Source organism: Pseudoalteromonas sp. FUC4 (assembly GCF_008370255.1).
Taxonomy (GTDB): domain Bacteria; phylum Pseudomonadota; class Gammaproteobacteria; order Enterobacterales; family Alteromonadaceae; genus Pseudoalteromonas.
The window spans coordinates 1-26,058 of record NZ_SEUI01000004.1; the positions used below are offsets into that span (position 1 = coordinate 1).

Below are 26,058 nucleotides of genomic sequence, written 5' to 3' on the forward strand. Positions count from 1 at the left end.
GAGATGAGTTCTCACTAGACTTTTAAAGTCTCTGAAGGGCCGTTGAAGACTACAACGTTGATAGGCAAGATGTGGAAGTGGTGTGAGCCATTAAGCTAACTTGTACTAATTACCCGTGAGGCTTAACCATACAACGCCAAACGCGTTTTATGTGATAGTTTATACAGAAGTTAATATGACTAAAGTAGATATTTACTGAAAGACTTAAAAAATATTATCAGATATTTTCCAAATTCAGTTAGTGCGTAGAAATACGAACTGACAACCTAATTTGCTTGGTGACAATAGCGTTTTGGACCCACCTGATTCCATGCCGAACTCAGTAGTGAAACGAAACAGCGCCGATGATAGTGTAGCATTTGCTATGTGAAAGTAGGACATTACCAGGCTTCAAATTAAAGAAACCCGTTACAGCAATGTGACGGGTTTTTTGCTGTCTGGGATTTAATAAATAGCCAAGAGCCCATGACGAACTCAGTAGTGGCCGCTTTCGTACATCCTGTACTCCACGGCATTTGTATTCCTATACATCAAACAAAACAGCTCGAAGGCGAGCCCCNATGCCGAACTCAGTAGTGAAACGAAACAGCGCCGATGATAGTGTAGCATTTGCTATGTGAAAGTAGGACATTACCAGGCTTCAAATTAAAGAAACCCGTTACAGCAATGTGACGGGTTTTTTGCTGTCTGGGATTTAATAAATAGCCAAGAGCCCATGACGAACTCAGTAGTGGCCGCTTTCGTACATCCTGTACTCCACGGCATTTGTATTCCTATACATCAAACAAAACAGCTCGAAGGCGAGCCCCGGCCAACGATAGTGTAGCATTTGCTATGTGAAAGTAGGACATTACCAGGCTTCAAATTGTAGAGAGCCCGATTCGAAAGAGTCGGGCTTTTTTACGTCTGCAGAAAAGTAAAATGTGCGCAATTGACACACACTTACACAACACCTAGCACGTAGGTCGGGCGAGCGTAGCGACTCCCGACGCAAAGAGTGTGTAGCATTTCACTGTGACTCTCCACCGCTGTGGGAACCACGATATTCTGGAAAATTTAAATATAAGGGAATAGCGAACATTACTTACTCGAGGTCCTGCAGTCATAACTCGAACTCAATGGCTCATTGCTTCAGTACTAAAGTTTATAACCAAATTTAAAGGCTATTTAAAATAGTCCGTAAGCTTGGGTTTCTTCACTTTCAGATTCTTCTAGTTGAGTTGGTTTAAATATTACGCTTGGATCAATTAATACACTGTGTTTTTGTGCGAGCTTGATTAATCCTCGCATCATATTTTTAGTTTGTGGGTCTAGATCAAAACCAACCTCAGTGAGCTTATCTAATGGTTTAATGTCTTCTTTTTTATAGTCGATATTATCTTCGACTTTATCTACCAATAACCCTACATGTGGGCTCAAGCCGTCTTTAGTGGTAAAAACAATAATAGGTTTATAGTCTAATGTTATTTGTTCTTTAGCTGATTCAAATAAACGCTCAAGCTGAATTAGACTATTACGCTTAATTTTTTCGAGCAGAGCTGATGCGTGTTTATGATCACTTTGATTATGGGCTGCTATGGCTGCTTTCGTTGTTTCTAGTAATGATTGGAAGGGCTCGTCAAGCCGAGACATTGTTAATTTTAAGTCTTCATTGTCGGTGTTGAATTCTTTGTAAAACAGGACAAAATCTTTTAGTTCTACGTCATTATTTGAAATAGAAGCCGAGCTATTTAATAAGTTGCTTTGAAGGGTATTAAACCAGTTTAATAGTTTGTCTTGCCATATTCTTAGTTGCTTTAGTACATGCGCATTACTTTGTTCAGTTGAGATATTATTTAAAATAATACCTAAATCAAACACCGGTGTTGGTATATCCATATAATCTTTAACACCAATAAAGCTTTTATTATTGTTTGGTAAAGTTGTTAGATTATTGTCAAAGCGCTCAGTTAATAAAATATCGAGTATTTTTAGTGAAATTGTTTTGCAACCTACTTTAAAGTTTATTAATTCCATGCCTTTATCTTAATTTACCTATTAATGCTTTAAGGATAGAACAAATTAAATAAATAGCTTAAAGATGTATAAAATTTAAAAGAGATAGGGCAACTAGAAATTATTGGATGGTGCTAGTGAGGTTTTTTATGGCGCGTTTAAATTGATTCTCAAGCTGTTTCTTTCCTAATAATCCTAAGTGTTTAATCACTTTTTCATTACTTTCATTTTGAAGTACTAACTTTATTAAAAGTTGTTTATCAGACTCTGTTAATTGAGATATATAAGAAGGTGACTGGCTCAGTAACTGCCAAAGAGTTGCAGAGATACTAAATTGAGTGAAGTTACTTTTAGTGAGCAGCGCTAATCGCTCGTGAGTCTCTAGGCTTATTAATTCGTCGCTAAATCCTTCAATTAGGATATTCACGAGTTGCCAATCTAGTGTTTTAAAGTGTGTTAAAAGAGCATAAAAAAAATCGTTTTTAAACTGCTTTTTTAGAGATTGAATAATTGTACTTTTGTCACTTAAGCATTTAACCACAAGCGCCGAATGTTCAGCGGTGCTTTTATCGCGTTGATATCCCAGTTTTACGGTATCAAATCCTTGGTTCTGCCAAAAATTAAGTAACTGCGCTGTTGCGCCAAAGCTTGCACCAAACCAACTACATTGGTCTTTTACTTGTGACTCGCAATAACTAAGTAACTTTTTACCAAGTCCTATATTGTGGGAACTCGGATCAATCGCTATTCGTACAACGCGAGCGCTCAGTTGTGTTAAACAGTCATTATTAAAGCTAAGTTGTGAGAGTGCTTGCGCCATTAAATGTCCTTGCGGACGGCGCTCTCCGCTTATAACCTGTAGGGCAAGTTCTTCACTAAAACCACCTTCTATAGCGATTAAGCATACGCCAACTAATTGATTATTAATTTTGCTAATAAATAGTCGTTGCGATGGTGCGTCTAGTAGTTGGCGTAAGTCGTTTACACTACTTTGATAGTGAGCCAGTGCAAGTAGGGCAATAACTTGCTGCAGTAAAGGTTCATTATTACCAAGGGACTGCTGTGTTATTTCACTATGTACTGGCTGCTCTAATTCATCACTACTTAACTCTATATATTCTGCATCGAGTGCAAGCAAGGTGCGAATGTGCTTCTCGAGGGGATCGTGTTTAGCAAAACGCAGGGGCTCATTAAGCGTTACAACTTTAGAGGCTTTATAGTGCGCTTTAATATAGTTACTAAAGCGAATGGTATAACCCCTACCATTGCCTTCATATCCAATCAGAGTGCTTGCAAAGACTATGCGAGGGTAATGAGCTAGCATTTTTAGCAATAACGGAACAGGGATTGCCGCAGCTTCATCCACTTGTAATAAATCGCACTCAGGTAGCGTATTTAATAACGCGTCAGGTGCAACGTAATGTAAGTTAGCGAGCTGTTTATCATCAGCGTTATATTGTATGCCTAACTCTTGGGCTAAATGTTTAAAGCTGCTATGGGTCGCTTTAAATTGAGTACTGCAAATAATTACTTTTTTATCAGTTAGTTTTGCCGCTGCTAAGCCAAGTGCTGCCGACTTACCTCTACCTCTATCGGCATTAATGAGTAAAGGTCTGTTGGCACGGCCATTAGCTACTTTTACTATTTGCTCAATACAGTTTTGCTGTGGCTCATAATCAATTTTATTATGCATTACGTAGCTAGCGTTATTACTAATAAAGCAATTTTTTTCACTCAAGTGAAAAGCGGGTAATTGCTTAATAATATTCGCGAAACGTTGATTAAATAAACTGTATTCAATGCTCTGACCGTGTGATTGCACTGTACTTAATGAGGGGTCTTGCCAAGAGGCTAAATCATCTAGTTCAGGCAGTAATAAAAACAGTATACCGCCTGCTTTAACGGTGCCGGCAAGTGCTGCAAGTTTATCAGGGTGCAAACCACTAAAACCATCGTAAACAGCATGGGCAAATTCTTGCCCTAAAATTTGGTGTGTGCGAGTAGGCCAGCACGAATTTTTAATCGCGCACAGCTTGGATACAACAAGTGTATTGTTTTCATCTATTAATGAGTTAAGTATTTCATAACACCAAGCTGAGCTGCCAGTAATTAATACTAGCTGACGATGATACGCGCCAGCTAATTGTTGCTCGAACTCATTTAGGTGTGCTTTATACCGCTTGTAATCGTGCATAGGCCGTTACTAACCATTTACTACCAAGGTCATCAAAGTTAACTTGTACGCGAGATTGTGCGCCACTGCCTTCGTAATTTAGTACGGTACCAATACCAAACTTAGCATGCAGTACGCGTTGTCCTAAGTTAAAGCCACTGTCTTCAAATGCGGCATGGCTAACTGATGCGCTAAAACGCCCAGCGGCAGGCGGGCGAGAAACCTGTGTTTTAATACGGATTTCTTCTACGCAGTCTTCAGGGATTTCGCGTAAAAAGCGAGATGGGCTATGGTATTTTTCTTGACCGTATAAGCGGCGACTCTCAGCATGGCTAATGTATAACTTATCCATTGCTCGTGTCATGCCTACATAACAAAGGCGGCGCTCTTCTTCTAAGCGACCCGACTCTTCGTTGCTTTGCTGAGAAGGGAACATGCCTTCTTCTACGCCTACCATAAACACTAGCGGAAACTCCAAGCCTTTAGCTGAGTGAAGCGTCATCATTTGTACGGCGTCTTCGTGTTCTTCCGCTTGTCCTTCACCTGACTCTAGTGACGTATGGGCTAAAAAGCCTTGTAGTGGTGAGCTGTACTCTTCGTCTTCAGGCAGCTCATACTGATCACAAGCGCTAATTAGCTCTTCTAAGTTTTCTACGCGAGCACGGCCTTTTTCACCTTTTTCGGCTTGGTACATTGCCATCAAGCCTGAGGTTTGAATTGTGTACTTGGCTTGCTCATGCAAAGTAAGATCGCTAATTTTATCTTCTATTTGTTCAACGAGTTCTACAAACTTACTTACTGCGCCAGAGGCACGGCCAGATAAATGCTGTTGTTCTACAATTGCTTTTGCGGCATACCAAAGCGGTAACGACTCTGCTCGAGCACAATCGCGTATATGGCTCAATGTTTTATCACCAATACCGCGTGCTGGCGTATTAATTACACGCTCAAACGCGGCATCGTCTTGACGATTACCTACTAGGCGTAAATACGAAAGCGCATCTTTAATTTCTTGTCGTTCGAAGAATCGCATACCACCATAAATACGGTATTTTAAGCCTTCTTGCAGCATGGCCTCCTCGAGTACACGAGATTGCGCGTTACTACGGTATAAAATTGCGGCATCTTGTAGGGCATTACCTGCATTTAACCAACTTCGTAGTTTGCTACTTACAAAGCGTGCTTCGTCTAACTCATTAAATGCTGCATAAATAGAGATTGGCTCGCCGTCGTTACCGTCGGTCCACAAGCTTTTACCCATACGTTCTGAGTTATTTTGAATTAATGCATTAGACGCTTTCAGAATAGTTGCTGTTGAACGGTAGTTTTGTTCAAGGCGAATGGTTTCTGCGCTAAAGTCAGTTAAAAAACGTTTAATGTTTTCGATTTTAGCACCACGCCAACCATAAATACTTTGGTCATCGTCGCCTACAATCATAATGCTGCTTGTATCGCCTGCAAGTAACTTTAACCATGCATATTGAATGGTATTTGTATCTTGGAACTCGTCTACTAGCATATGTGCAAAGCGTTGCTGGTAATGACGCAGTAACGTAGGGTTATTTTTTAACACTTCGTAGCTGCGTAGTAATATTTCGGCAAAATCTACTAGGCCAGCTCTGTCACAGGCTTCTTGATAGGCGGCGTAAACACGCAGCATCATTTGTTCGTTAATATCGTATGCTTGAATATCTTTAGGGCGAAGTGCTTCATCTTTTTTGGCGCTTATGTACCAGCCAAATTGTTTAGCAGGCCATTTTTTATCATCAATATTCATCGATTTTAATAAGCGCTTGATCATCCGAAGTTGATCGTCAGAGTCTAAAATTTGAAAGGCTTCTGGTAGGTTAGCTTCACGGTGATGAGCACGTAAGATACGATGCGATAAACCATGGAACGTACCAATCCACATACCACCTACAGGGGCTTTTAGTGTTTCTTCAACGCGGCTGCGCATTTCTTTAGCCGCTTTATTAGTAAAGGTTACGGCAAAAATACTGTAAGCAGATGCTTGCTCAACTTGCATAAGCCACGCAATACGATGAACTAACACTCGTGTTTTGCCAGACCCAGCACCTGCTAATACCAGCATGTTTTGTAGTGGGGCTGCAACGGCATCGCGTTGTTTGTCATTTAAGCCATCGAGTAATTGTGAAACGTCCATCGTTACGCCTTTTTAATCAATATTGTGGGCAGTATAACAGGTGTTTTTGTTAGGCTAAATAAAATACTGTTTTTATAAACAGCTATTTATAAAATAGCCTTAAAAACGAGTAACTTGCTATTTTTTTGAACAAACAAAAAGTGTAAACGCACAATAAAAATTGCTAATTTGACCTAAAGTTAGCAAAATTTACTAACTCTCTAAATCTAGACTAATTTAACTATATGATTTGTAAGCCTTAATAAATTGGCATAGAGTGTGTAAGTAGATAATTATAAAATCAAATAAATACAGAGGTTAGTATGGCAGATCAAGGTTCTGGCGGTAACGTAATCGCAGCATTATGTAATATATTTTTTCCTGGTTTAGGGCAGTTAGTGCAAGGGCGTATTTTAGCGGCTATATTTTTTGCACTCGCTATTATAATAAGTTACGCACTAATTTATGTGCTTGTAGGTTTTGTACTTGTGCCTATTATTTACTTATGGTCGATTATTGACGCAGCGCGTTATAGATCGCGAAGTTAACGGCTTTAAAGTTGAGTAAAATAGCGCCCTAGTGGCGCTATTTTACTTTATATGTCCTGTGGTTTGCGGGCGTTTACGTATATAATTACGCAATTAAAGATTTACAGGCAAACCCTATGGAATATCAATTTATTCGCGACCCTATTAGTGGGCTACGTATTAAAATAAGCAGTGAACACGCCATTATTGGTCGCTGGCTAAACGAAGAAATAGGCAAAGACAAAGTAGCTATGGTGCAAGCGCTTATTGCATCGGTGAGTTCAAGCTATGAGCCGTTAACGCTAAAAGGCCAAGAAATAGATTTAATATTAACCAAAGACGAAGCACTATTTGAAGCCCATGCGCTTCATCAAGACAGTGAAGACCTAATAGCGTATCAAGATGACGATTTAGCGCTTGAAGAAAATGGTTTAAGTAGTGGTTGTGGCTTTGAAGATTTCATTGATTTAATTGACTCATGGCATGAATTTACGACTTCACGATAAACATAATTAGCACACTAATGAAATATACAGCAATGCACAATCCGCATTTTATCTGTATTATTACACCAACGAAATTACGCCAACCAGAACGACAGGAATTGATATGTCTGCCAATTTAAACAAGCTAGTAGTGATGCTAGAAATGCAAAACGCCATGAATACCAAAGTACATGAGCAATGGTTTACTCAAGGATTTGAATGGTACCGCGCTATTTGGGTTGAGTGTGCTGAAATGCTGGATCATCATGGTTGGAAATGGTGGAAAAAACAAACACCAGATACCGAACAAGTTATTTTAGAGTTGGTTGATATTTTTCATTTTGGTCTATCGCTTAGAATTGACGGCAAAACTAGCTACGAAGACTTAGCAAAGCAACTTGAAACTGAGCTTAGTAATGCTCAACAAGCGGATGACTTTAAACAAACGCTAGAAATATTAGCGGCTTGCGCTGTTGCAGATAAAACGTTTAATGCCGCTGCCTTTGCCGGCTGTATGGCGCAAATGGGTATGGATATTGATGATTTATATCGCGGCTACGTAGGTAAAAATACGTTAAACTTTTTCCGCCAAGATCACGGTTACAAAGATGGTAGCTATATCAAAGAGTGGAACGGGCAAGAAGATAACGAGCATTTAGTTGAAGTAGTTAAAAGCCTTGATACGGAACATGCAGATTTTGCAAAGTTAGTATACCAAGGTCTTGAAGCGCGTTACCCAAAAATCTAGCCCAAGTAAACTACGTTAAATAATCTTACGATAGTCGGTAACACTCAGGTAATCGGCTATTTCGTTATGTGGTTGTTGGCTATCAGGGTTAGCAACTGCAAGTAAGTGCTCAATGCCGTATTCTCGTGCGGCATTTAATACCGGCACACTGTCATCTACAAACAAAGTGCGCTGCTTATTAAACCCTAAGTCTTTTTGTACTTGGTGCCACAAACTTTGCTGCTCTTTACTTACTCCATATTCATGAGTAGACACTACACCATCTAGGTAGTTATCAATCGCTGTATGCTCAAATTTCAGCATGACACTCTCAGGGTGGGCGTTGGTAAGTAAAATTAACTCTTTGCCTGCTTTTTTAAGCTCAGTTAAAAAATGAGGTACGTCTTCGCGCATTTTAATTAAATGCTGAGACTCTCGTTTAAGCTCCATTATAGGCAAGCTTAATTGCTGCTCCCAATAATCTAAACAATACCACTGTATTTGACCGCTCACAGCTTGATAGCGTTTTAAAATATCTGCTTTAGCTGCATCTAGGCTAATGCCTCTCGCTAATGCGTGTTGCGCAGGGATAACGTTAAGCCAAAAATGACTGTCGTAATGTAAATCGAGTAATGTTCCATCCATATCGAGCAAAACGGTATCGATTTTTGACCAATTTAACATAGGAATTTCAACTTATAAGGTTTATTATTGAACTAACTGCCATGATAGCAAATTAACGCCAATGACACAGAAAAAGCACCCAACACCACCACAAATCCTCAGTAACAATGTTGTTGCTAAAAGTCGCCTGTTTACTGTGGAGTCTTTAGAGCTAAAGTTTTCTAATAACGAAGAGCGTCAGTATGAGCGAATTCGCGGCGGTGGCCGGGGAGCAGTGATGATTGTTCCGTTAAGTGCAGATAACGAATTGCTACTTGTACGTGAATACTGTGCGGGCACAAACGATTACCAGTTAGGTTTTCCTAAAGGCTTAATCGATCCGGGCGAAACGCCAGAGCAAGCTGCTAACAGAGAGCTTAAAGAAGAAATTGGCTTTGGTGCTGAGTATTTTAAACCATTAAGAACAGTAACAATGGCGCCGAGTTACTTTAATGCCACTATGCATATTTTATTTGCTAAGCAATTATACCCACAAACCCTTATTGGCGACGAACCAGAGCCGCTTGTTGTTGTTAAGTGGCCATTAACTCAGTGGCAGTCATTATTAGACCAAGAAGATTTTACCGAAGCACGCAGTGTTGCAGCTTTGCTATTATTAGATAAGTATTTAGCGTCTGGAGCTGCCGATGAATAAATTAATCGAACCGTGTATTGAATTAGCTGAGCGTGCTGGTGATGCAATTATGGCCATTTATAAAAAAGGCGATATTGGCCAACAAGAGAAATCAGATAATACGCCTGTTACCAAAGCTGATTTAGCAGCAAATGACGTACTGGTTGCTGGATTAAAAGCACTTGCGCCCGATATCCCAATTATGTCGGAAGAAACACCTATACCTGCACTCGCCGACAGACAGGACTGGCAGCGTTATTGGTTGCTCGATCCAATGGATGGTACAGGCGAATTTATTTTAGAAAGTGGCGACTTTGCAGTAAACATTGCATTGATTGAAAATAATCATCCTGTGCTTGGCGTTATTCATTGGCCTGCAAAAGGTGTGACTTATTTTGCTACAGCTAAAAATGGTGCCTTTAAACGTGAAAACTCAATTGATAAGCAAATATCTGTAGCGCCGCCAGAGAACTTGACGCTTGCAGTGAGCCGCCGCCAAAAAATAGAAGCGGTGAGTCAGTATTTAAATAGCCAGTTTACAACGATTGCTATTGGTTCGTGTTCTTTAAAAGCCTGTACTGTTGCAGAGGGCAAAGCCGATTGTTTTTTAAGAATTGGTCCAACGGGAGAGTGGGATACAGGTGCTTCACAAGTTATCGTTGAAGAAGCCGGTGGTTGTATTACCGATGCAGAATTTAACCCGCTAACGTACAACCAACGAGAGAGTACTGAAAACCCTGACTTTATAGTGATGGGACATCCCGACTGGGAATGGCAAAAAATGATTAATCCGCATCAAAGGTTGAGCGCAGAATAGTAATTTGATTGCTTTTTGTTCGGTTAAACAATTTTAATTAGTTTAGGCCTTGCATTAAATGTTTATTCCTATATAGTAGCGCTCTCTTCAAGGCAGGCTCGTAAATATTACGAAAATGTTTTAAAGAAATTACAGGCGCGGGATGGAGCAGTCTGGTAGCTCGTCGGGCTCATAACCCGAAGGTCGTCGGTTCAAATCCGGCTCCCGCAACCAATTCTTTATAAGATTTGGTTACTGTAAACTCTAGCTTAAGAGATAAAATAAAGTAGTCGATAGACTTAAAATATACAGGCGCGGGATGGAGCAGTCTGGTAGCTCGTCGGGCTCATAACCCGAAGGTCGTCGGTTCAAATCCGGCTCCCGCAACCAATTATTTTATAAAGATTTAGTGCAATAGGTAGTTTTAAAAGGTCGTCGGTTCACTCTTCACCTTCACAGCTCCCGCAATAAATTTTTAATTGGAAGCCAAGTTGTAATGTAAGCAACTTTAAACAAGTCTACAAATTTCAGGCGCGGGATGGAGCAGTCTGGTAGCTCGTCGGGCTCATAACCCGAAGGTCGTCGGTTCAAATCCGGCTCCCGCAACCACTGAAATTAAATATCTAAAAATTCAAAAAAATCGCACTCTTTATCGAGTGATTTTTTGCGTCTGGAATTTGCTAAAATACCTTATATTCTGCTTTATTTAATGTCTTCCCTCTAATACCTATGCCGTTTAACAAATAACTTATTTTTTAAAAAGAGTGTTTTATGTTAAAACGGTCAAAATATTTTAAGTAACAATACACATGACAGAACTTTATCACTGGTTTGATTTAATAGGCATTGCGGTATTTGCTGTATCGGGCACTTTGTTAGCGTACGAGAAAAAAATGGATGGTTTTGGGGTCGTAGTTTTAGCGACAGTAACTGCTATTGGTGGTGGTACAGTGCGAGATCTAATTTTAGATGTTCCTGTGTTTTGGTTACACGATCAAAGTTACTTTTTTGCCATACTAGCTTCAGTATTTGTTACAACACGCCTTATAAATAAACAAAAGCCGATACCTCATTATATTTTACAAACAGCGGATGCGTTCGGGTTAGCTTTTTTTGCAGTAATGGGGGCGCAAAAAGCACAGCTTGTTGGTATGCCCGATATGACTGCGGTAATTATGGCTGTAATTACAGGCTGCTTTGGTGGACTAATTCGAGATGTGCTTGCACGCGAGATCCCTATGCTATTAAAGGGTGAGCTTTACGCTATTACCTGTATAGCGGGTGGTACTGTTTATACGCTTGGCATTAGTTTTTCGTTAGCAACCGAAATGGCGATGGTATTAGGCATGTTAATGACCTTATTACTTCGTTTAGCCGCTATAAAATGGCAAATCACATTACACGTTTTTAAATATCCTGACTAAACTGGTGTAATCACACCATTTACTAGGATAAGGAATGTCGTTAGCTCGTATATTTTCTCGTGCTCAAGTGGGTATAAATGCCCCTGAAGTTATTGTAGAAGTTCACCTAGGAAATGGTTTACCTGCTTTTCATATTGTATTCTCTTATACCTTAAGTGTATTCTAAATAAGAGATAGTAATTTGGAGCTAGATAGTGGCTAGAAAAAACGCTTATTCATACATACGCTTTTCCAGTGAAAGGCAATTAAATGGTAACTCGTTAGAGCGTCAAGAGAGCTTGTTACAAAAATATTTGTCGGAAAACCCAGAATATCAATTAATTGAAGACTCATATAAGGATTTAGGAGTATCTGGTTATACTGGCGCGCATCGTGATGCTGATGGGAGACTAGGCCAATTTTTAGCAGCCTGTGAGGCAGGGCGAATAGCCAGTGATAGTTATTTATTAGTTGAGTCGATAGATAGACTAAGCCGTTTAAATGGTTTTGATGCTAATAAAATGATAATGGACTTATTAAAACATGTATCAATTATTACATTGGAAGATGGTAATACCTATACACGAGAGTCATTTAATAGCCACCAAATTTACGTCCTTCAATCCAAAATCCAGCAAGCTCATAGTTATTCCCAGCAATTATCATCAAGACTGAAAAAGGCTAGAAAATCTACAAGAGATAAAGTGCGAGATGGTCAGCTAAATAAAATAACTAAAACCTCACCCTCTTGGCTCAAATGGTCGGATTTAGAGAGTAAGTTCACCATTATTTCATCTAAGGTCAAGGTGGTTACTAAAATCTTTGAAATGTATGTTTTAGATGGGTTAGGTACTACTGCTATAGCTTCAAAATTAAATAGAGAAAAAGTACCAAGCTTTAATGATAAAGGTTGGCATGGTAGTTACATTGCAAAAATATTGTTCGATAGAAAAGTTATAGGTGAGATGAGAGGACGCTCACAAGAGGTTTTAGTCGATTACTACCCACAAGTTGTTAATACTAAACTATTTTTACTTGCTCAGGAACAAAGATTAACAAAAAGTAAGGCATTTAGGACGAGAGGTCAGAGTAATATCCAACCGTTTGATATTTATTCGGGAGTGATTTTTTGTGAGTGTGGGCAACCAGCCAAACTCAATAATAAAGGAAGTAACCGCTATATATATCAGTGTAGGAGTAGAAGTAATGGATTATGCTCTTTAAGTGATGGTTTAAACAAGTGCGATTTAGTATTTCATTTTGGTGCTTATTTAGATGCAAGTTTAATCAGGAACGTTCGTAAGATGAAAAGCGATTGGGTATTTGATAACGATATAGAAAATGAAGCTGACTTGCCCAATACACTAAAGGATAAAGAGGATAAGCTTAGGCGTAGATTAAGTATCTTTACGGATGAACTAGGTGATGCTATAGATGAATTTGAAATACAGGATATTAAAAGCAAAATAGAAGTTACTAGAAATGCTATTTCAGATGTAGTTTTACAGTTAAAGGGCAGACAAGAGAGTAAATTAACAAATCAGTTAAATCAAACGTTTGAAATGACTGATGTAGGTAATTGTGGGGTGGATTGGAACAGTTTTATTCGTGGCGATTCAAGGAGAATTACACCAAATTTTCGGGCTATGAACCTCAATAAAGCAATGATTAAGCAGAAAGTAAAAATTATTTTACATTCCAACTTTAAGTCCACTTTAGTTGCAAATGATTTATTAATAATGACGTTAAGTAAGCCGCATCGCTCATCTAGAGCTTTCACAAGTAGATTTAAAGATGGGAGCTTATATATAGGAATGGATGAAAAAAAAGCCGTAACGTTTGGTCAATCATTTGAGAAACCTGTTCTCACTGAATTTGTTGATGGGAAGCATAGGCCTATAGATCCTCAAATATTCGTTATTTAATATAGGGCTACTATAGAAAAATAAAAATAGCAGCTATTGCTATTTATTAAGAAACTATTGTTGCCTACACTTTGCGTTTGAGGTAAGTGCGATAACAAACACAGTATAAAAAAGTTTTTAAACCTGCTAATGTTAATATGCAACTAATTAAAAGGAATTTCAAATGATAAAGTTACTCCCTCTCTTAGCTCTCTTTAGTTTAAATGTTAACTCTTCTATTCTAGATTTAATCCCTACTCAAAAAGAGGGAATTATGTCTGAGCGAGATGCTGAAAAAATACTAAATAGTATTAATGCAACTTGTGGTGTGATTACTGGTAAAAGTAAACCATCAGGAAGAAGTATTGCTCAAGGTGCGTTGCTTTTCAATGAGCGAAGTGCTGCATTAGAAGTTATATCAGATGCAACTAAATACACTCTTGAGGAGGATTGTAAAGAAAAACTACCTAAAATGAATGAGGGAGTTTTAAAGATTAAGCAAGCAATGTTGAGTCGTTTAAGTGATGAATCTAAATTTACAGTTTATGGTTATAAAATAGGTGAGAGTAACGATGCGTTACAAGCAGGTGTAAGGTACGGTGTTCCTATCAGTAAGTTTGAAATTCTTTCATCATTATCTGGTGTTCAATGGGAGAAAGACGCTAAAGGTGAGATGGGCGTTGATAATGCGGGGAGGGTATCATCTCTAGTATTTAACTATTTGAAGCCAAAGGTTATTGAAGAAGATACTGAGAGTGGTAGAAAGTTGGGGAACTCTAATGCTGTTAACCGTTCAATACAGTCTTTAATGGTAAGTTTGATTAATGAGTATGGTTTTATAGTTAAACAAAATGTTATTGGTGACTATAGAAACTCTATATCTTTAACCGATGGATTAGTTCATGTGTTTATTGTTAAAAATGGGAACACTTTTAGGGTTGGATTTGGAAGAGAGGAGGAAGATTACATTAAAAACCCTCGCTTGGTCGATAGGATGGTTGCTACATATATTGACTCTGAGATAAATAAAACATTTAAAACATTTAAAACATTTAAACAAACCTTGTAAGGTGCTGGGGGGTCGATATATATCAAAAATGTTTGGCTAAACATCGACTGGCGACTATTTCATTGTTATTTTTTTGTAACTTGAATATTGTCTTTGCTCTCGCACATTCCCATATAGTTACGGGATACATTTTATCCCACGCTTCCATCAGTTGGCGTTGTGCTTTGCTCATGCTATATCGTTTGTATGCATCTTCCATATACAGATAAGTACGAGCAATTTGACCTCTAGCTCTTTCAGGTGGTTCAGCTTTTCTATCATCTATTTTCATACCACAACTGCCAAAATCACTTTTCGATGCAGGGAGCATGGTAAAGTTATAGTTACTTCTTAAAGCGTTTACAGCGCCAATAGCAGGGTAGAGGTTATACATATCAGCTTGCATGTGGCGATACTCTGTATTTACCTTTTCAGCACACCTACGGCCTTTAAATGACTTTCCTTTACTATTAACACACTGTTTGTGCCCATCTCTCCATTCAATAAAGCTACGTCCAAAGTTTTCTGCTGGTACAACATGCTCCCATTCAATTTTTTTAGAGCGTTTAATGTATTTAGTTGTGGAAAATCCTTCGGGGGCAATTACTTTTTTATGGGCGTCAAATACTGCACCGCAGTAAAGTGTAGTGCGATGCCTGTTGTAAACTTGTGTTTCTAAGAGTTTTTTAGCTTTACTAAATGAATCAATTTCTTGGTTTGTAGCAAAAACAGTTGAGGAGTAGAAAGTTACTATAGTTAGTATTGTAAGTTCTTTCATTCTAGACCTTAAAGGTTAATTCGAATAGGGTTTAAGAGTGAGTTTAGTCCACCAGTTCGTGCAAAACTATATGATATGTTTGTAAGAGGGCTAAACTAGTTAGCCCTTCATGATTACATCGATAACATAGTAAAAATTGAAATAATTAACTGTAAAAGCTTAACTGTTTCAACCGTTGAAATTTCTAAGGAAAAGTTGATTTTCAACATTAGTCCTCCAAAAAATAAATGAAGATACTTGATGATGGATCCATAATAAGTTACGCTCATTTTGCAAACCTGAGTACTCAGCTGGACTATTAGCAAGTGACTTTACTAACACCATATTGACGTATGGTGTTAGCCCTTCCACTAATATGACAATACAATATGTAGTGTTTTATCAGTTTCTAATCACAAGATAGAGTGCTTAAGTTCCTAATGCAAGGGACATTGTTGCCCCTTTTTGTGGATAACTTCGGGATAATCCATTTGTGTTGGTATACACTCACCTTCGAACAATCATTTAAATTGAAATATGCAAAAATCAACTAATGATCTGCTAAATTTACGCATTTTAAAAATAAATAATAAATGTGTCATTTAGTTTTAAAGGTAGTCATATAGTACTCTTAGAAGGGGGAAGATGGTGAATCAAATAAAATATGAAGGCCTGTTAGGCCTGCTTAGTAGCTAGCAAGCTCTATCTAGAGCTTATCGTCTTTGCCTCAAATATTAGCAACTATAATTCGATGTTCTCTGATTTTATATACCGATATAATGTTGCAATACTTATATCAGTCGCCCTTGCTGCTTTAGCTTTAGAGTAATCCATTTTAGTGATTAGATTAATAGCATCCTTGCAGGCTTTAACCGTTTTAGGTGAGACTTTTTTTCCTTTGTATAGCCCTTCTGCTTTAGCTCTGTCTATACCAATACGTTGCTTTTCTAGTATTTCTTCACGTTGCATTTCAGCTACTGCAGCAAGTGTTGTTAACACCAATTTACCCATCGAGCTTGTTACATCGATGCCACCAAGATCTTCTACAATCACCGATACATTATTAGTCTTCATTAGCTCTATAAATTCTAATACCTGCACAGTATTACGGCCTAGACGTGATACAGACAATACAACTATTGAATCACCAGTCTTTACCTTTTCTTTGAGCTCATTGAATGCTGGACGGTCTGTAGATTTACCGCTTATTTGTTCTTGGTACACAATAGCATCATTATGCTTTTCTTTAAGCTTGGCTACTTGTTGATTTACATTCTGGTCTGTTGTGCTTGTACGTGCATAAATATATTTAGTCATTGACAATACCTTAAACCGTTTCTTTAGAGTACCCTTATGATAATCGATTCTTTTAGGTTGGTCAAACACTAAAAGAGGTGGTTTTTATGGTGGATGGTTAGACTATACTCTAAAGATAGAGAGTTATAACCACCAACCTCACCGATTAACCCATTGATATATAGGTTTATTTTTCACTTATTGTATGCTTATTAATCAGTGCGATAAGTGAGTGGTGATAATTAAAATCTTTATTATCAATGAGTTATGTTTTTAGATCTGGTGTATGATGGTATTAATTTTTATCAGATTATTGTGGGGGATGGGGATTGCTATCCGTTAAGCAATTTAGCTATTTTCTGTTATCTTTAATTATGCAGTTACGCTTACTCTTTGAGGTTTTGTTCTTCGTAGCGTAGCTCATCCACGATAGCAGTCTAATCATAGTTTCATTAGTGATTGGCATTGAAACACATTTGAAACTCTTTGATTCTATCGATTCTAGATATTCTTGATAGTTGTTATTAAAAACGTCCCACTCATTTAGATATTTAGCTCCCGTTACAACGTTGTAAGCTTTAAAGCGATAACTTTTATCAGTGGGGTTTAAGTTTTTAGCTTTGTTGTTAGCTTTATTTTTCAATGCTTCACGTACTGTTGCCCGAAAGCTTTTATGAATATCTTTGCCTTCGTCGCATTTGTAAGTGATGTAGCAGTGATAATGAAGCCCTTTGTTTATCTTTACAGTGCTTGATTCATATAGCCCATCTTGAACCTCTGTTTCTTCGTTAGAGTCTTCTTGCTTAACAAAAATCAATGAGTCGGGAAAGCTTTCAGATAGAAATTCTGTTACTTGAGCAAACCGCTTATTATCATGTGCATGTAATATTAAGTGCGCCACTCGTTCACCATATATATTTTCAGGGTTCTCCTGATCAAATAGCTTAACTAACTTATTAAACCAGCTTACGTTTGCATCGGCTTTAAACTTCCTATGAATACTATTGATTAATGAGTGGTGAGTCGCTGGCATAATTAACTCCTTTTATTAGCTCTATTGGTATACTGATTTACATAAGATAAGTGCTTGTAGTTTTATCGTGTTAATTTGTTTTTAATTGCGTTTACGCTGGGAAAACCTTTTATTTAAAGGGAGTAAGAGCTTTTGTTGGGGGGGTTATTGGTATAAATAATGATTTGTAAGTCTTTGAAATTAAAAACAATCGTTAAATGGTAATCAGAGGGGTATCTATGTCTATACTTTCCTATATGATTAACCTTATGATAATAATATAAATGATGCAATCTTGTAAAGGTATTTCTTCCGCTATTTTAAATTAATTTATTACAGGCATGAAAAAAGCCCCTTTTATGTTGTACAAGAACAAGCAGTACATGAGTACAGGATATTGTAGACTCGCGTACCAAAGGGGCTTTGGTGCTTCAAAGTAATAATCAGTATAAGGGCGGTGTCAGTGGTTTAAGTAGTTTAGTAAGATGTTTGTGTTGTGGTGGTCTTGTAAGGGCTTGTACGTGGCTCTACAGGCGTTTAGGCAGCGTCTAGTAGTGCTTTGCGTAAGTTGTTCTGGTTTTTCTCTACTTTATCTAATCGCTGTTGTTCTTCTAGTGCCGATTTTTCGGCTGCGACTTCTTCAATTACTTCATTAATAACCTGCTCTTTAATTTGGATTAGGGATTTTTTGTAATCTCTTTTTATGTCGGCTTCAATTTTAGATAGTTCTTTATCTTGAAGGTTTTGAGGTTTCACCAAACAGACTCGGAAGACGCCATCACGGTTGCGAGTATACTGAGTTTCAACATCGTACAATTTATACTCTGATTTGATTGCAATGAGTAAATCAGATAAATCCTTAAACACTAGCAGTAGTTTTTCGTGAGTAGTAGTTCCTGCTCCAAGGTGGGGTAGTCCTTGATAGTAGGTTTGTGTAGCGAACGCTAGTTTCTGATTTAAAGTATCTTGGTTGAGTTCGAATTCATGGGCGCGAGCATCAAATTTGGCTTTAATAGCCTTTGGTAATGGCATGGTGTGTAGTATTCCTTTTCTGTGTGATTACTAGTGGATTTATTCGGAGGGGTAGATATAGATTGATATGTTATACTATAACGTATTATATACTGGATTCGAGTTTAACGCAATAGGTCGGAAAAGTGGTAAGATTAAATTTATGGTTGGGCATAAAAAATAACAATTCATATTGTAGGTTTGCCTGAAGCGTCTGTTAAAGAGTCGAAAGACAGGGTACGTAGCGCACTCGAAAACTCACAATTTGGTTTTCCCGATCAACGAATAACCGTAAATTTAGCCCCAGCCGACTTGCCAAAAGATGGAGGGCGGTTTGATCTGGCTATTGCAGTGGGTATTTTAGTCGCCTCTGGGCAAATAGTTTGCCCTGATATTCATAAGTACGAGTTTTATGGTGAGCTTGCTCTTAATGGTGAAGTGCGTGGTGTAAACGCTATTTTACCTTCGGTACTTGCTGCTAAAGAAGAAGATCGTTGCTGCTTTCTACCTCTTGCAAACGACAGCCTAGCAAGCCTAGTTAATGGCGTTAAACGCAAAGCCGTAAGCTCTATTCAAGAAGTGTGGGGGGACTTACTTAATCAACAACCCTTACCATTGAATATAGAGTACCCCGACTGCACACAAGCCCCTGACTTTTTACTCGATTTAAGCGATGTAAAAGGTCAGCCCGGTGCAAAGCGAGTATTAGAAATAGCCGCAGCTGGCGGGCATAATTTACTATTTTTAGGGCCTCCTGGCACTGGTAAATCAATGCTGGCCCAGCGAATGGCTACAATTATGCCTACTATGTCGGACGATGAAGCTATTTCAACAGCTGCGCTTTACTCTATTATTGGGCAATCCATAGATTTAACTAATTGGCGACAGCGGCCATTTCGTAATCCGCATCATACGTGCTCAGCTGTTGCTTTGGTGGGGGGCTCTTCAAATCCCAAGCCTGGTGAAATTTCGCTGGCACATAACGGTGTGCTTTTCTTAGATGAGTTACCGGAATTCGAGCGTAAGGTGCTTGATTCACTGCGTGAACCAATGGAGACCGGCACTGTTACTATTTCACGTGCAGCTAGGCAAATGGAGTTCCCAGCGCAGTTTCAGCTTATTACGGCATTAAACCCAAGCCCAACGGGGAGCCATACTGATAAGCGGGCAACTCCTGATCAAGTTATGCGTTATTTATCACGCGTGTCGGGACCTTTTATTGACCGTATTGATTTGCAAATAGAACTACCTCGTTTAACGAGTGTTGAGTTACAAAGTACCAAACCAGAAGAAACCAGTGCAGAGGTTAGAGCAAGAGTTGAGGCTGCATATTATGTGCAGCTAAAACGCCAAGGTAAGGTTAATGCGAGGCTTAATAATAAAGAAATGAGTGTGCACTATGAACTTGCGCCAGCAGAGTTGCAGTTTTTAGCCAGAGCAAGCGAGAAGTTGTCTTTATCGCCACGCTCTTATCATAGAGTAATTAAGGTAGCGCGAACTATTAGTGATTTAAAAGGGGCTGAAAATATTAGTTTAAATGAGCTTAAAGAGGCACTCAATTACCGCGCATTTGAGCGCCTTATTGCGCAATTAACTAAGTATTAAATAGAGAGCATATAGCCTTTACCGCGCACGGTAACAATGCGTTTTTGATCTTTTTCGTCATTTAATTTTTTACGTAAACGACCAATAAGTACATCAACAGTACGATCGTTTGGACTCCAATCGGGCTGGCCTATTTCTTCTGATATTTTTTCACGGGATGTGGCTTTACCTGCATTACTAATTAAGCAAATAAGCACTTTATGTTCGGCTTCAGTTAAGCGTGATTCAACACCAGCAGCAGTAATTAGTGTGCGGTTATCGGGATGAAGCTTAAAGTCAGCATATTCTATAAACTCTTCGCTTTCGTCGTCTTCTAGGTTAACGGCAACACGCTTATAGAGCGCGCGCATGCGAAGCTCTAACTCAAGTAAATCAACAGGCTTACAAATATAGTCATCAGCACCTTGAGCAAGACCTGCAATACGATCGGCTTGGGAGTCACGACTCGATAATACAATAACGCCAATATCGGTCAGTGTGTTTAATTCTTTTGCGAGCTGAAGCCCGTCGCGCTTTGGTAAGACAATGTCAATTATGGCTAATGATATAGCACCGCGCAGGTTTACCCGCTGCCTTACAATGTTAAGTGCATCAGCGCCAGTTGGGTCTACCTCTATTGTAAATTCGGTATCTGCAAAGTGATTTTGGATGCGTTTAACGAGTAGTTCATCGTCTTCAACCAATAAAACATTAATAGCCATAGTACTTTATTTTGAATGCTTATAGCTCTGTATGGTAGCACCATTAGGTAAATGCTGAGAAGGGGGTTTATTGGTTTTAAGTAACTTAATATTTCAAAGGTGTATAAGACGTTATTAGAGGATGAGGTTAGCACCTTTAAACTAATTAAAAGGTGCTAAATAATTAATTCTACTATTAATAAATCTTTATTAAGTCGTTATTTTAAAGATTCAGGCTCAGTCATTTTTATACATTGAGTCCCACCATTGAGGCTCGTTTTTTAGCTTTTTATCAAAGTATGCGAGCATGGTGTTCCACCAATCAAATCGTTTATCGCGTGCAAAAATTTGATGGTCGGCGCCTTTGTATTCTATCAACTCTACGTCCTTATTAAGCAGTTTAAGCGCAGTGTACATTGTTAAGCTTTCGCCAACAGGTACATTGGTATCGCTATCACCATGAAGAAGTAGCATAGGTGTTGTTACTTTGTCGGCATGAAACACAGGGCTATGTTGGCTGTAAAGCTCAGGGTTATTCCATGGGAAGCTATTTTTTGATGCTTCGCCAGAATATAAATAACCCCACCAACCTTCACCCCAATACGAGGTAATATTAGAAATACCCGCATGAGCTATTGAAGCACTAAATATATCGGTTTTAGTTGCCAATAACATGGTCATGAAGCCACCGTACGATGCCCCTAAGTTACCTACTTTTTTACTATCAACATAGTTGTATTTATTTAAAAAGGCTTGCGTGCCTTCGATAATATCGTCTGCGGTATAGTCGCCCCAGGCATTAACATGCTGCGCTGAAAACTGTTGTCCAAACCCTGTTGCGCCAGTAGGTTGCACTATATAAACAACGTAGCCATTTTCTGCCCATAAGTTAAACGGATAACGACCTGTAAAACCACGTGTAACTGGTGAAGTACCGCCGTAGTAATAAACGAGCGCTGGGTGCTTTTTAGTCTTGTCTAAATTGCTAGGAATGTAAACACGGCCAGTTATTTCAACCCCATGTTTATTTTTAAAATTAAACTCTTCTAATGTAGGGAGTCGTGTATTTGCATAACTACTTGGTTTTGAATCCCATATTAAATCTGTTTTATTTTTACTTACGTTCAGGCGCTTTAGTTGTTGTGGTGCTAAAGCGTTAGTGCCACTTAATAAAATTTCGGTATTACGGTCGTGTGAGTAACTAAATTGTTCAACAATATCCAATCCCGTATTTAACTTTTTAAAGCGCTGCTTACTTAAATCAAATAGATAAAGTGGTTGAGTGTCTTGCTCTGTTACTTTAATGAGCGCATCGCCGTTTTCTAAAACGTGCAGTTGGCCAATAGCAGAATCGAACTGTTTACTGAGTGCTTTTACGTTTTTACCGCTTTCAGTAAGTAGGTAAAGTTGCCCGTCGTAGTTATTAGCAAGCATTGCTTTTGGTAGTGCTCTGCCTGCGCCATTTTTAAAGTCGGGGCCTGCAACTACATAAATATCTTTATTTGCGTATTTAGCTAAATTAAATGTTTTGAATTTACCAAGCGATGAAAACTTATTTGATTTTAAATCGAGTTCAACTAACTCTGTTTCTGGGTGAGTTGATGCCTGCATTGCCATTACTGGGCGGCTCATTAATACTTTGCCACGGTTACTATTTGAATCTTCAAGGCTGTAAGAAAGAGGGCCTTGGCTAAGTGCTTTTGTTAAACCACTTTTAGTATCAAGCATATAAATTTGGCTGATGGAACGTGCATAAGACCAGCGATCTTGCAGACCTTTATAATGCTTAGTTAAGCTATCGGTACTCTCAGGTGATTTAGACCAGCTAAACAAAAGACTACTGTCGTTATAAAAGGTAAAGCCATTAGCTCCTTCTAAATCGTTTGCTAATGTTTTTATTGAGAGGTTTTTACGGTTAAGTTGTTTAAGCTCACCATTTAACAAGTACACTAAATATTGGTTATCTGGACTCCAAATAATGTTACTTGGTTGGCCTGCTTCAAAGCGATAAAGCGTTTGATTGTCTGAATCTTTAAGAACAGTAACTGTATTTGCTTGATTTTGTGTTTTATCACTATAAGTACGAGTGGTTGTAACGTACTGCTTGGCATTAGGTGCGAGTGATAATTGGCTAATTGTAGGGGCATCAAATAGTTGTTTTGCAGATAAACGTTTTGTTTGTAAAGTGCTGAGCGTAATTTTATCAATGTCGCTTTTAGGTGCAAAATCAAGCGTTACATCGTGCCAATTAGCTACTTGCTGGGCTACTACTAAAGCAGTGTGAGTACTGTTATTTAAAGCTAACTTATAGCTATTTTTATCGCCTGTTTGTAGTTCGCCATTAATAAATAACTGACCTTGCTCAATCCCTTTTAAGGTAAGCGTACCCTGGGTAAAGCGGGTTGTTTCAATATCAAACTTTAATGCCTGTAACCCACCTAAAGTGAGCGCATTGATTTTATTAAATGGCTGCCAGTTTTGTTTTTTCCCAAATACAGAAAAACTATCTTTGTCTGCTTGTAGTTGCGGCAATAGGTTGTTAATAATCGCACTACCATGAGGTGTCTGAAAAGGCTTTAACTGCATGTCTTCGGCAAGTGGGCCGATAAACTGAATTTTTGATTTATCCAATGGTGCAGCTATTGCAGCAAAGCTTAAGCTGCTAAGCGTTAAAAAAGCTGCTGCGTACTTAAATAGCTTATTTTGATGACACCATGGTGCGCTAAATTTCATTATTATGCCTATTATTATTGGAAGTTTGGCCAAATATAGCATGTATTGTTACCATGCTCACATAACCAATATAGAGGAGAGAAAGTGACTTTACTGATAGTTTATATGGTAGTGGCGATTATTATTTCGTTTTTATGTTCTGTGATGGAGGCTGTGTTATTAAGTATTTCGCCCAGTTATGTTGCATCACTTAGAAAAAAACACCCTGAGCTTGCTAAACAGCTCGAAAAGCTTAAAAACAATATAGATCAGCCTTTAGCTGCTATTTTAACTTTAAATACAGTTGCCCATACTGCAGGTGCAGCGGGAGTTGGCGCACAAGCGGCTGTCGTTTTTTCCGATGCGGCTGTAGGTATTGCATCAGCTATTATGACATTTCTCGTATTAATTCTTTCTGAAATTATACCTAAAACCTTGGGGGCTAATTACTGGCGAGCTTTAACCCCAAGTGTTACTTACGCTTTACGGTTTTTAGTTATATCGCTAAAGCCTTTTGTATGGTTTGCTCAAAAGCTAACAAATTTAATGGGTCCAAAGCACGATGAGGCTTATTATATTCGTCAAGAGATAGAGGCAATGGCAGATATAGGCACGGAGTCGGGAGCATTACATCAAGATGAATCTGATATTATCCGTAATTTGTTGCATTTTAAGCATGCAAAATTATGTGACTTAATGACGCCGCGAACTGTTATTTTCAAAATCCATAAAGATTTAACAGTTAATCAGTATTTAAATGAACATGGATCGTCATCGTTTTCTAGAGTGTTGGTATTTGATAAAGATGCCGATGATATCGTTGGGTTTGTGCATAAAAACGATATTATGCTGGCATTTCACCGCTTAGGCACCGATTACAAAATTAGCAAATTGATTAAGCCTATTTATACGGTGCCAACCTCTCAGAATGTATCGTCATTACTGCAAACTCTTTTAACAAAGCGCACGCATATATGCTTAGTTGTTGATGAGTACGGTGACGTACAAGGAATTGTAACGCTAGAGGATATGATTGAAGCTTTAATGGGGTTAGAAATTGTAGATGAGCGTGACCAATCTACTAATATGCGCGCAGTAGCTAAGCAGCGTTGGCACAAACGCTTAGCAAGTAGTGCGCATATAGTCAGTGAGGAAGATAAACACACTCGGGGTGATAATTAGCTAACAGGCCCCGAGTAAATATTAGTACCGCTTTAAGCGGGGCTGCCATCAGTTTTTAGCCAATCTTTAGCCCAAGATATAAATTCGTCTTGTGGTTTAGGGCGACTAAATAAAAAACCTTGTATGGCTAGGTTTCTTCTATAGTGCCTTAAATAATCGAGCTCTTCTGGGCGTTCAACGCCTTCCGCCACTAAATCTAAATTATCTTTACTCGTAATATTAAATAACGAACTTACAACCACTTGAGAAAATAAATCTGTTTCTATATGGCTAATGAGTGAACGGTCTATTTTAATTTCAGTAAAAGGAAGGTTTCTAAGCTGATCCATATTAGTAAAACCAACACCAAAGTCATCTAGCGATAAACCAAAGCCATGCATTCTTAATCTATTTAGTGTTTCTAATTGCATGAGGCTTGAGAGTGCATGTTGTTCTGTTATTTCTATAATTATATTACTAGGCGTGAGTTGGTTTAATTCTAAAATAAGTAGTAATTTATTAGGGCAGTTTAGATCGTCAAGCTGGGTTGGCGATAAATTAAAGGCCATTTTAAAATCATGACCTAGTTGTGCTGTCATATTTTTGAATTCGCTGGTAGCTTTTTCAAAAAGAGAAAATGTAATTTGATTAATTAAGTTGTGTTGTTCGGCAGTATTTATAAAACGGCAAGGTAAAATAATATTGTCGTCTTTACTTGATAAAATACGCGCTAACACTTCAACGCTTTCAATTTTATTGTTATCCGCGTTTATTTTTGGTTGGTAAAAAGGCGTTATTTCATCGTTTTTTAATGCATCAATAAGCTCATCTTTTGAAATGACTGGCTCTTTTAATAAAGTGTGGCTGTTTAATTGCGCCACTTTAATAAGTAACCTACTAACCTGAGACAGTTGAACTGGCTTTGGAATATTACCAATAAGGTGAGCGTTATGTTGTTTCGCGAGATTGGCAGCTAAGCTAATAACTTTATGGTCCATTTCAGAAACAATTATTATACCGCCTTGATAATGTAACTCTCCTAAGTGGCGGATTAATTCCATGCCGTCCATTTCGGGCATATTGAGATCAGTAAAAATAGCATCAAAGTAGTTGATATCCTCTTTAACTTTTTCAAGCGCTTCTTTTGCATTCAGGCACGTAGTTATAGTGTTAGACATACCCAATTCGTTAAGTATAGCTTCCATAACGATCAAAATTGCTTTTGAATCGTCAACAACTAAAATATTAGGCACTATCTTCTTCACTGTTATCCCTTTCAATGTATCGCTTGGAGTTACTATAAAAGTAGTAGTGTTTTTTTATTTT

General features: G+C 38.3%; 21 protein-coding genes, 3 tRNA genes, 2 rRNA genes and 1 pseudogene. 16 read left to right on the forward strand and 11 right to left on the reverse strand.

The window, feature by feature from the left end; all coding sequences use genetic code 11:
- Positions 1-130 (forward strand): 23S ribosomal RNA (locus EU510_RS12185); the annotation flags it as partial.
- Positions 131-274: 144 nt separating this feature from the next.
- Positions 275-389 (forward strand): 5S ribosomal RNA (gene rrf / locus EU510_RS12190).
- A 778-nt stretch (positions 390-1,167) separates the two neighbouring features.
- On the opposite strand, the gene EU510_RS12195 is transcribed toward rrf, so the two are convergent.
- From EU510_RS12195 to uvrD, 3 genes are all read right to left on the reverse strand, one after another.
- Positions 1,168-2,016, reverse strand: a complete 849-nt coding sequence (locus EU510_RS12195; protein WP_149593732.1) for a chemotaxis protein — start codon at positions 2,014-2,016, stop codon at positions 1,168-1,170.
- A gap of 100 nt (positions 2,017-2,116) precedes the next feature.
- On the reverse strand, positions 2,117-4,189 hold the full coding sequence (locus EU510_RS12200) for a GNAT family N-acetyltransferase (protein ID WP_149593733.1): 2,073 nt from the start codon (positions 4,187-4,189) through the stop codon (positions 2,117-2,119).
- The gene (gene uvrD / locus EU510_RS12205; protein WP_002963007.1) at positions 4,167-6,332 is read right to left on the reverse strand and encodes a DNA helicase II; all 2,166 of its coding nucleotides are present in this window, start codon (positions 6,330-6,332) and stop codon (positions 4,167-4,169) included. The genes EU510_RS12200 and uvrD overlap by 23 nt, the downstream gene beginning before the upstream one ends.
- A gap of 302 nt (positions 6,333-6,634) precedes the next feature.
- Here uvrD and EU510_RS12210 point away from each other — a divergent pair, with 302 nt between their 5' ends.
- The 3 genes from EU510_RS12210 to EU510_RS12220 all read left to right on the forward strand — a co-directional run bounded on the left by EU510_RS12210 (position 6,635) and on the right by EU510_RS12220 (position 8,071).
- Positions 6,635-6,859, forward strand: coding sequence for a hypothetical protein (locus tag EU510_RS12210; RefSeq protein WP_002963009.1), 225 nt, complete (start codon positions 6,635-6,637; stop codon positions 6,857-6,859).
- A gap of 116 nt (positions 6,860-6,975) precedes the next feature.
- On the forward strand, positions 6,976-7,344 hold the full coding sequence (locus EU510_RS12215) for a YacL family protein (protein WP_024592461.1): 369 nt from the start codon (positions 6,976-6,978) through the stop codon (positions 7,342-7,344).
- A 103-nt stretch (positions 7,345-7,447) separates the two neighbouring features.
- On the forward strand, positions 7,448-8,071 hold the full coding sequence (locus tag EU510_RS12220) for a dUTP diphosphatase (protein WP_149593734.1): 624 nt from the start codon (positions 7,448-7,450) through the stop codon (positions 8,069-8,071).
- Positions 8,072-8,086: 15 nt separating this feature from the next.
- On the opposite strand, the gene yrfG is transcribed toward EU510_RS12220, so the two are convergent.
- The gene (gene yrfG / locus EU510_RS12225; protein ID WP_007378908.1) at positions 8,087-8,734 is read right to left on the reverse strand and encodes a GMP/IMP nucleotidase; all 648 of its coding nucleotides are present in this window, start codon (positions 8,732-8,734) and stop codon (positions 8,087-8,089) included.
- Positions 8,735-8,795: 61 nt separating this feature from the next.
- Here yrfG and nudE point away from each other — a divergent pair, with 61 nt between their 5' ends.
- The 9 genes from nudE (at position 8,796) to EU510_RS12265 (ending at position 14,519) form a co-directional block, all read left to right on the forward strand.
- On the forward strand, positions 8,796-9,368 hold the full coding sequence (nudE, locus tag EU510_RS12230; protein ID WP_007586548.1) for an ADP compounds hydrolase NudE: 573 nt from the start codon (positions 8,796-8,798) through the stop codon (positions 9,366-9,368).
- Positions 9,361-10,164 (forward strand): 3'(2'),5'-bisphosphate nucleotidase CysQ, encoded by an 804-nt coding sequence (gene cysQ, locus EU510_RS12235; protein ID WP_149593735.1) that lies wholly within the window; start codon positions 9,361-9,363, stop codon positions 10,162-10,164. Before nudE ends, cysQ begins: the two co-directional genes overlap by 8 nt.
- A 136-nt stretch (positions 10,165-10,300) precedes the next feature.
- A tRNA-Met gene (locus EU510_RS12240) sits at positions 10,301-10,377 on the forward strand.
- Between the two features lie 79 nt (positions 10,378-10,456).
- A tRNA-Met gene (locus EU510_RS12245) sits at positions 10,457-10,533 on the forward strand.
- Positions 10,534-10,675: 142 nt separating this feature from the next.
- Positions 10,676-10,752: transfer RNA gene (locus tag EU510_RS12250), tRNA-Met, on the forward strand.
- A 200-nt stretch (positions 10,753-10,952) separates the two neighbouring features.
- Positions 10,953-11,567, forward strand: a complete 615-nt coding sequence (locus EU510_RS12255) for a trimeric intracellular cation channel family protein (protein ID WP_002957915.1) — start codon at positions 10,953-10,955, stop codon at positions 11,565-11,567.
- A gap of 34 nt (positions 11,568-11,601) precedes the next feature.
- Positions 11,602-11,733, forward strand: coding sequence for a hypothetical protein (locus tag EU510_RS20085; protein ID WP_262501225.1), 132 nt, complete (start codon positions 11,602-11,604; stop codon positions 11,731-11,733).
- 28 nt (positions 11,734-11,761) lie between these two features.
- Positions 11,762-13,471 carry a recombinase family protein gene (locus EU510_RS12260; protein ID WP_149593736.1) on the forward strand — a complete coding sequence of 570 codons (1,710 nt, stop codon included), beginning with the start codon at positions 11,762-11,764 and terminating at the stop codon, positions 13,469-13,471.
- Positions 13,472-13,634: 163 nt separating this feature from the next.
- Positions 13,635-14,519, forward strand: a complete 885-nt coding sequence (locus EU510_RS12265; RefSeq protein ID WP_149593737.1) for a hypothetical protein — start codon at positions 13,635-13,637, stop codon at positions 14,517-14,519.
- A 22-nt stretch (positions 14,520-14,541) separates the two neighbouring features.
- Here the strand turns inward: EU510_RS12265 and EU510_RS12270 are convergent, their stop codons facing one another.
- The 4 genes from EU510_RS12270 to EU510_RS12285 all read right to left on the reverse strand — a co-directional run bounded on the left by EU510_RS12270 (position 14,542) and on the right by EU510_RS12285 (position 18,595).
- Positions 14,542-15,276, reverse strand: coding sequence for an endonuclease (locus EU510_RS12270; protein ID WP_149593738.1), 735 nt, complete (start codon positions 15,274-15,276; stop codon positions 14,542-14,544).
- Positions 15,277-15,996: 720 nt separating this feature from the next.
- Positions 15,997-16,572, reverse strand: a complete 576-nt coding sequence (locus EU510_RS12275; protein ID WP_149593739.1) for a recombinase family protein — start codon at positions 16,570-16,572, stop codon at positions 15,997-15,999.
- Positions 16,573-16,903: 331 nt separating this feature from the next.
- Complete coding sequence (locus EU510_RS12280; protein ID WP_149593740.1) at positions 16,904-17,584, reverse strand: hypothetical protein; 681 nt, start codon at positions 17,582-17,584, stop codon at positions 16,904-16,906.
- A 516-nt stretch (positions 17,585-18,100) separates the two neighbouring features.
- Complete coding sequence (locus EU510_RS12285; RefSeq protein WP_149593741.1) at positions 18,101-18,595, reverse strand: hypothetical protein; 495 nt, start codon at positions 18,593-18,595, stop codon at positions 18,101-18,103.
- Between the two features lie 168 nt (positions 18,596-18,763).
- On the opposite strand from EU510_RS12285, the pseudogene EU510_RS12290 reads away from it, so the two are divergent.
- A pseudogene (locus EU510_RS12290) lies at positions 18,764-20,179 on the forward strand (YifB family Mg chelatase-like AAA ATPase); the annotation flags it as partial.
- Here EU510_RS12290 and EU510_RS12295 read toward each other — a convergent pair.
- Positions 20,176-20,880 (reverse strand): response regulator transcription factor, encoded by a 705-nt coding sequence (locus EU510_RS12295; RefSeq protein WP_002957913.1) that lies wholly within the window; start codon positions 20,878-20,880, stop codon positions 20,176-20,178. The pseudogene EU510_RS12290 and the gene EU510_RS12295 overlap by 4 nt on opposite strands.
- Before the next feature lie 216 nt (positions 20,881-21,096).
- Complete coding sequence (locus EU510_RS12300) at positions 21,097-23,592, reverse strand: alpha/beta hydrolase family protein (RefSeq protein WP_149593742.1); 2,496 nt, start codon at positions 23,590-23,592, stop codon at positions 21,097-21,099.
- 84 nt (positions 23,593-23,676) lie between these two features.
- Here EU510_RS12300 and EU510_RS12305 point away from each other — a divergent pair, with 84 nt between their 5' ends.
- Positions 23,677-24,753: a hemolysin family protein gene (locus EU510_RS12305; protein ID WP_149593743.1), complete on the forward strand. Its 1,077-nt coding sequence runs from the start codon at positions 23,677-23,679 to the stop codon at positions 24,751-24,753.
- Between the two features lie 32 nt (positions 24,754-24,785).
- Here EU510_RS12305 and EU510_RS12310 read toward each other — a convergent pair whose 3' ends face one another.
- On the reverse strand, positions 24,786-25,997 hold the full coding sequence (locus EU510_RS12310; protein ID WP_149593744.1) for an EAL domain-containing protein: 1,212 nt from the start codon (positions 25,995-25,997) through the stop codon (positions 24,786-24,788).
- Between the last annotated feature and the right edge of the window lie 61 nt (positions 25,998-26,058).

What these genes read in the sequence shown, in the direction of transcription:
- EU510_RS20085 (WP_262501225.1), top strand. Translation starts at nt 11,602, where the DNA reads ATGTCGTTAGCTCGTATATTTTCTCGTGCTCAAGTGGGTATAAATGCC.
- EU510_RS12280 (WP_149593740.1), bottom strand. Translation starts at nt 17,584, where the DNA reads ATGCCAGCGACTCACCACTCATTAATCAATAGTATTCATAGGAAGTTT.
- EU510_RS12285 (WP_149593741.1), bottom strand. Translation starts at nt 18,595, where the DNA reads ATGCCATTACCAAAGGCTATTAAAGCCAAATTTGATGCTCGCGCCCAT.
- EU510_RS12265 (WP_149593737.1), top strand. Translation starts at nt 13,635, where the DNA reads ATGATAAAGTTACTCCCTCTCTTAGCTCTCTTTAGTTTAAATGTTAAC.
- EU510_RS12295 (WP_002957913.1), bottom strand. Translation starts at nt 20,880, where the DNA reads ATGGCTATTAATGTTTTATTGGTTGAAGACGATGAACTACTCGTTAAA.
- cysQ (WP_149593735.1), top strand. Translation starts at nt 9,361, where the DNA reads ATGAATAAATTAATCGAACCGTGTATTGAATTAGCTGAGCGTGCTGGT.
- EU510_RS12275 (WP_149593739.1), bottom strand. Translation starts at nt 16,572, where the DNA reads ATGACTAAATATATTTATGCACGTACAAGCACAACAGACCAGAATGTA.
- yrfG (WP_007378908.1), bottom strand. Translation starts at nt 8,734, where the DNA reads ATGTTAAATTGGTCAAAAATCGATACCGTTTTGCTCGATATGGATGGA.
- uvrD (WP_002963007.1), bottom strand. Translation starts at nt 6,332, where the DNA reads ATGGACGTTTCACAATTACTCGATGGCTTAAATGACAAACAACGCGAT.
- EU510_RS12255 (WP_002957915.1), top strand. Translation starts at nt 10,953, where the DNA reads ATGACAGAACTTTATCACTGGTTTGATTTAATAGGCATTGCGGTATTT.
- EU510_RS12195 (WP_149593732.1), bottom strand. Translation starts at nt 2,016, where the DNA reads ATGGAATTAATAAACTTTAAAGTAGGTTGCAAAACAATTTCACTAAAA.
- EU510_RS12215 (WP_024592461.1), top strand. Translation starts at nt 6,976, where the DNA reads ATGGAATATCAATTTATTCGCGACCCTATTAGTGGGCTACGTATTAAA.
- EU510_RS12200 (WP_149593733.1), bottom strand. Translation starts at nt 4,189, where the DNA reads ATGCACGATTACAAGCGGTATAAAGCACACCTAAATGAGTTCGAGCAA.
- EU510_RS12220 (WP_149593734.1), top strand. Translation starts at nt 7,448, where the DNA reads ATGTCTGCCAATTTAAACAAGCTAGTAGTGATGCTAGAAATGCAAAAC.
- EU510_RS12300 (WP_149593742.1), bottom strand. Translation starts at nt 23,592, where the DNA reads ATGAAATTTAGCGCACCATGGTGTCATCAAAATAAGCTATTTAAGTAC.
- nudE (WP_007586548.1), top strand. Translation starts at nt 8,796, where the DNA reads ATGACACAGAAAAAGCACCCAACACCACCACAAATCCTCAGTAACAAT.
- EU510_RS12270 (WP_149593738.1), bottom strand. Translation starts at nt 15,276, where the DNA reads ATGAAAGAACTTACAATACTAACTATAGTAACTTTCTACTCCTCAACT.
- EU510_RS12210 (WP_002963009.1), top strand. Translation starts at nt 6,635, where the DNA reads ATGGCAGATCAAGGTTCTGGCGGTAACGTAATCGCAGCATTATGTAAT.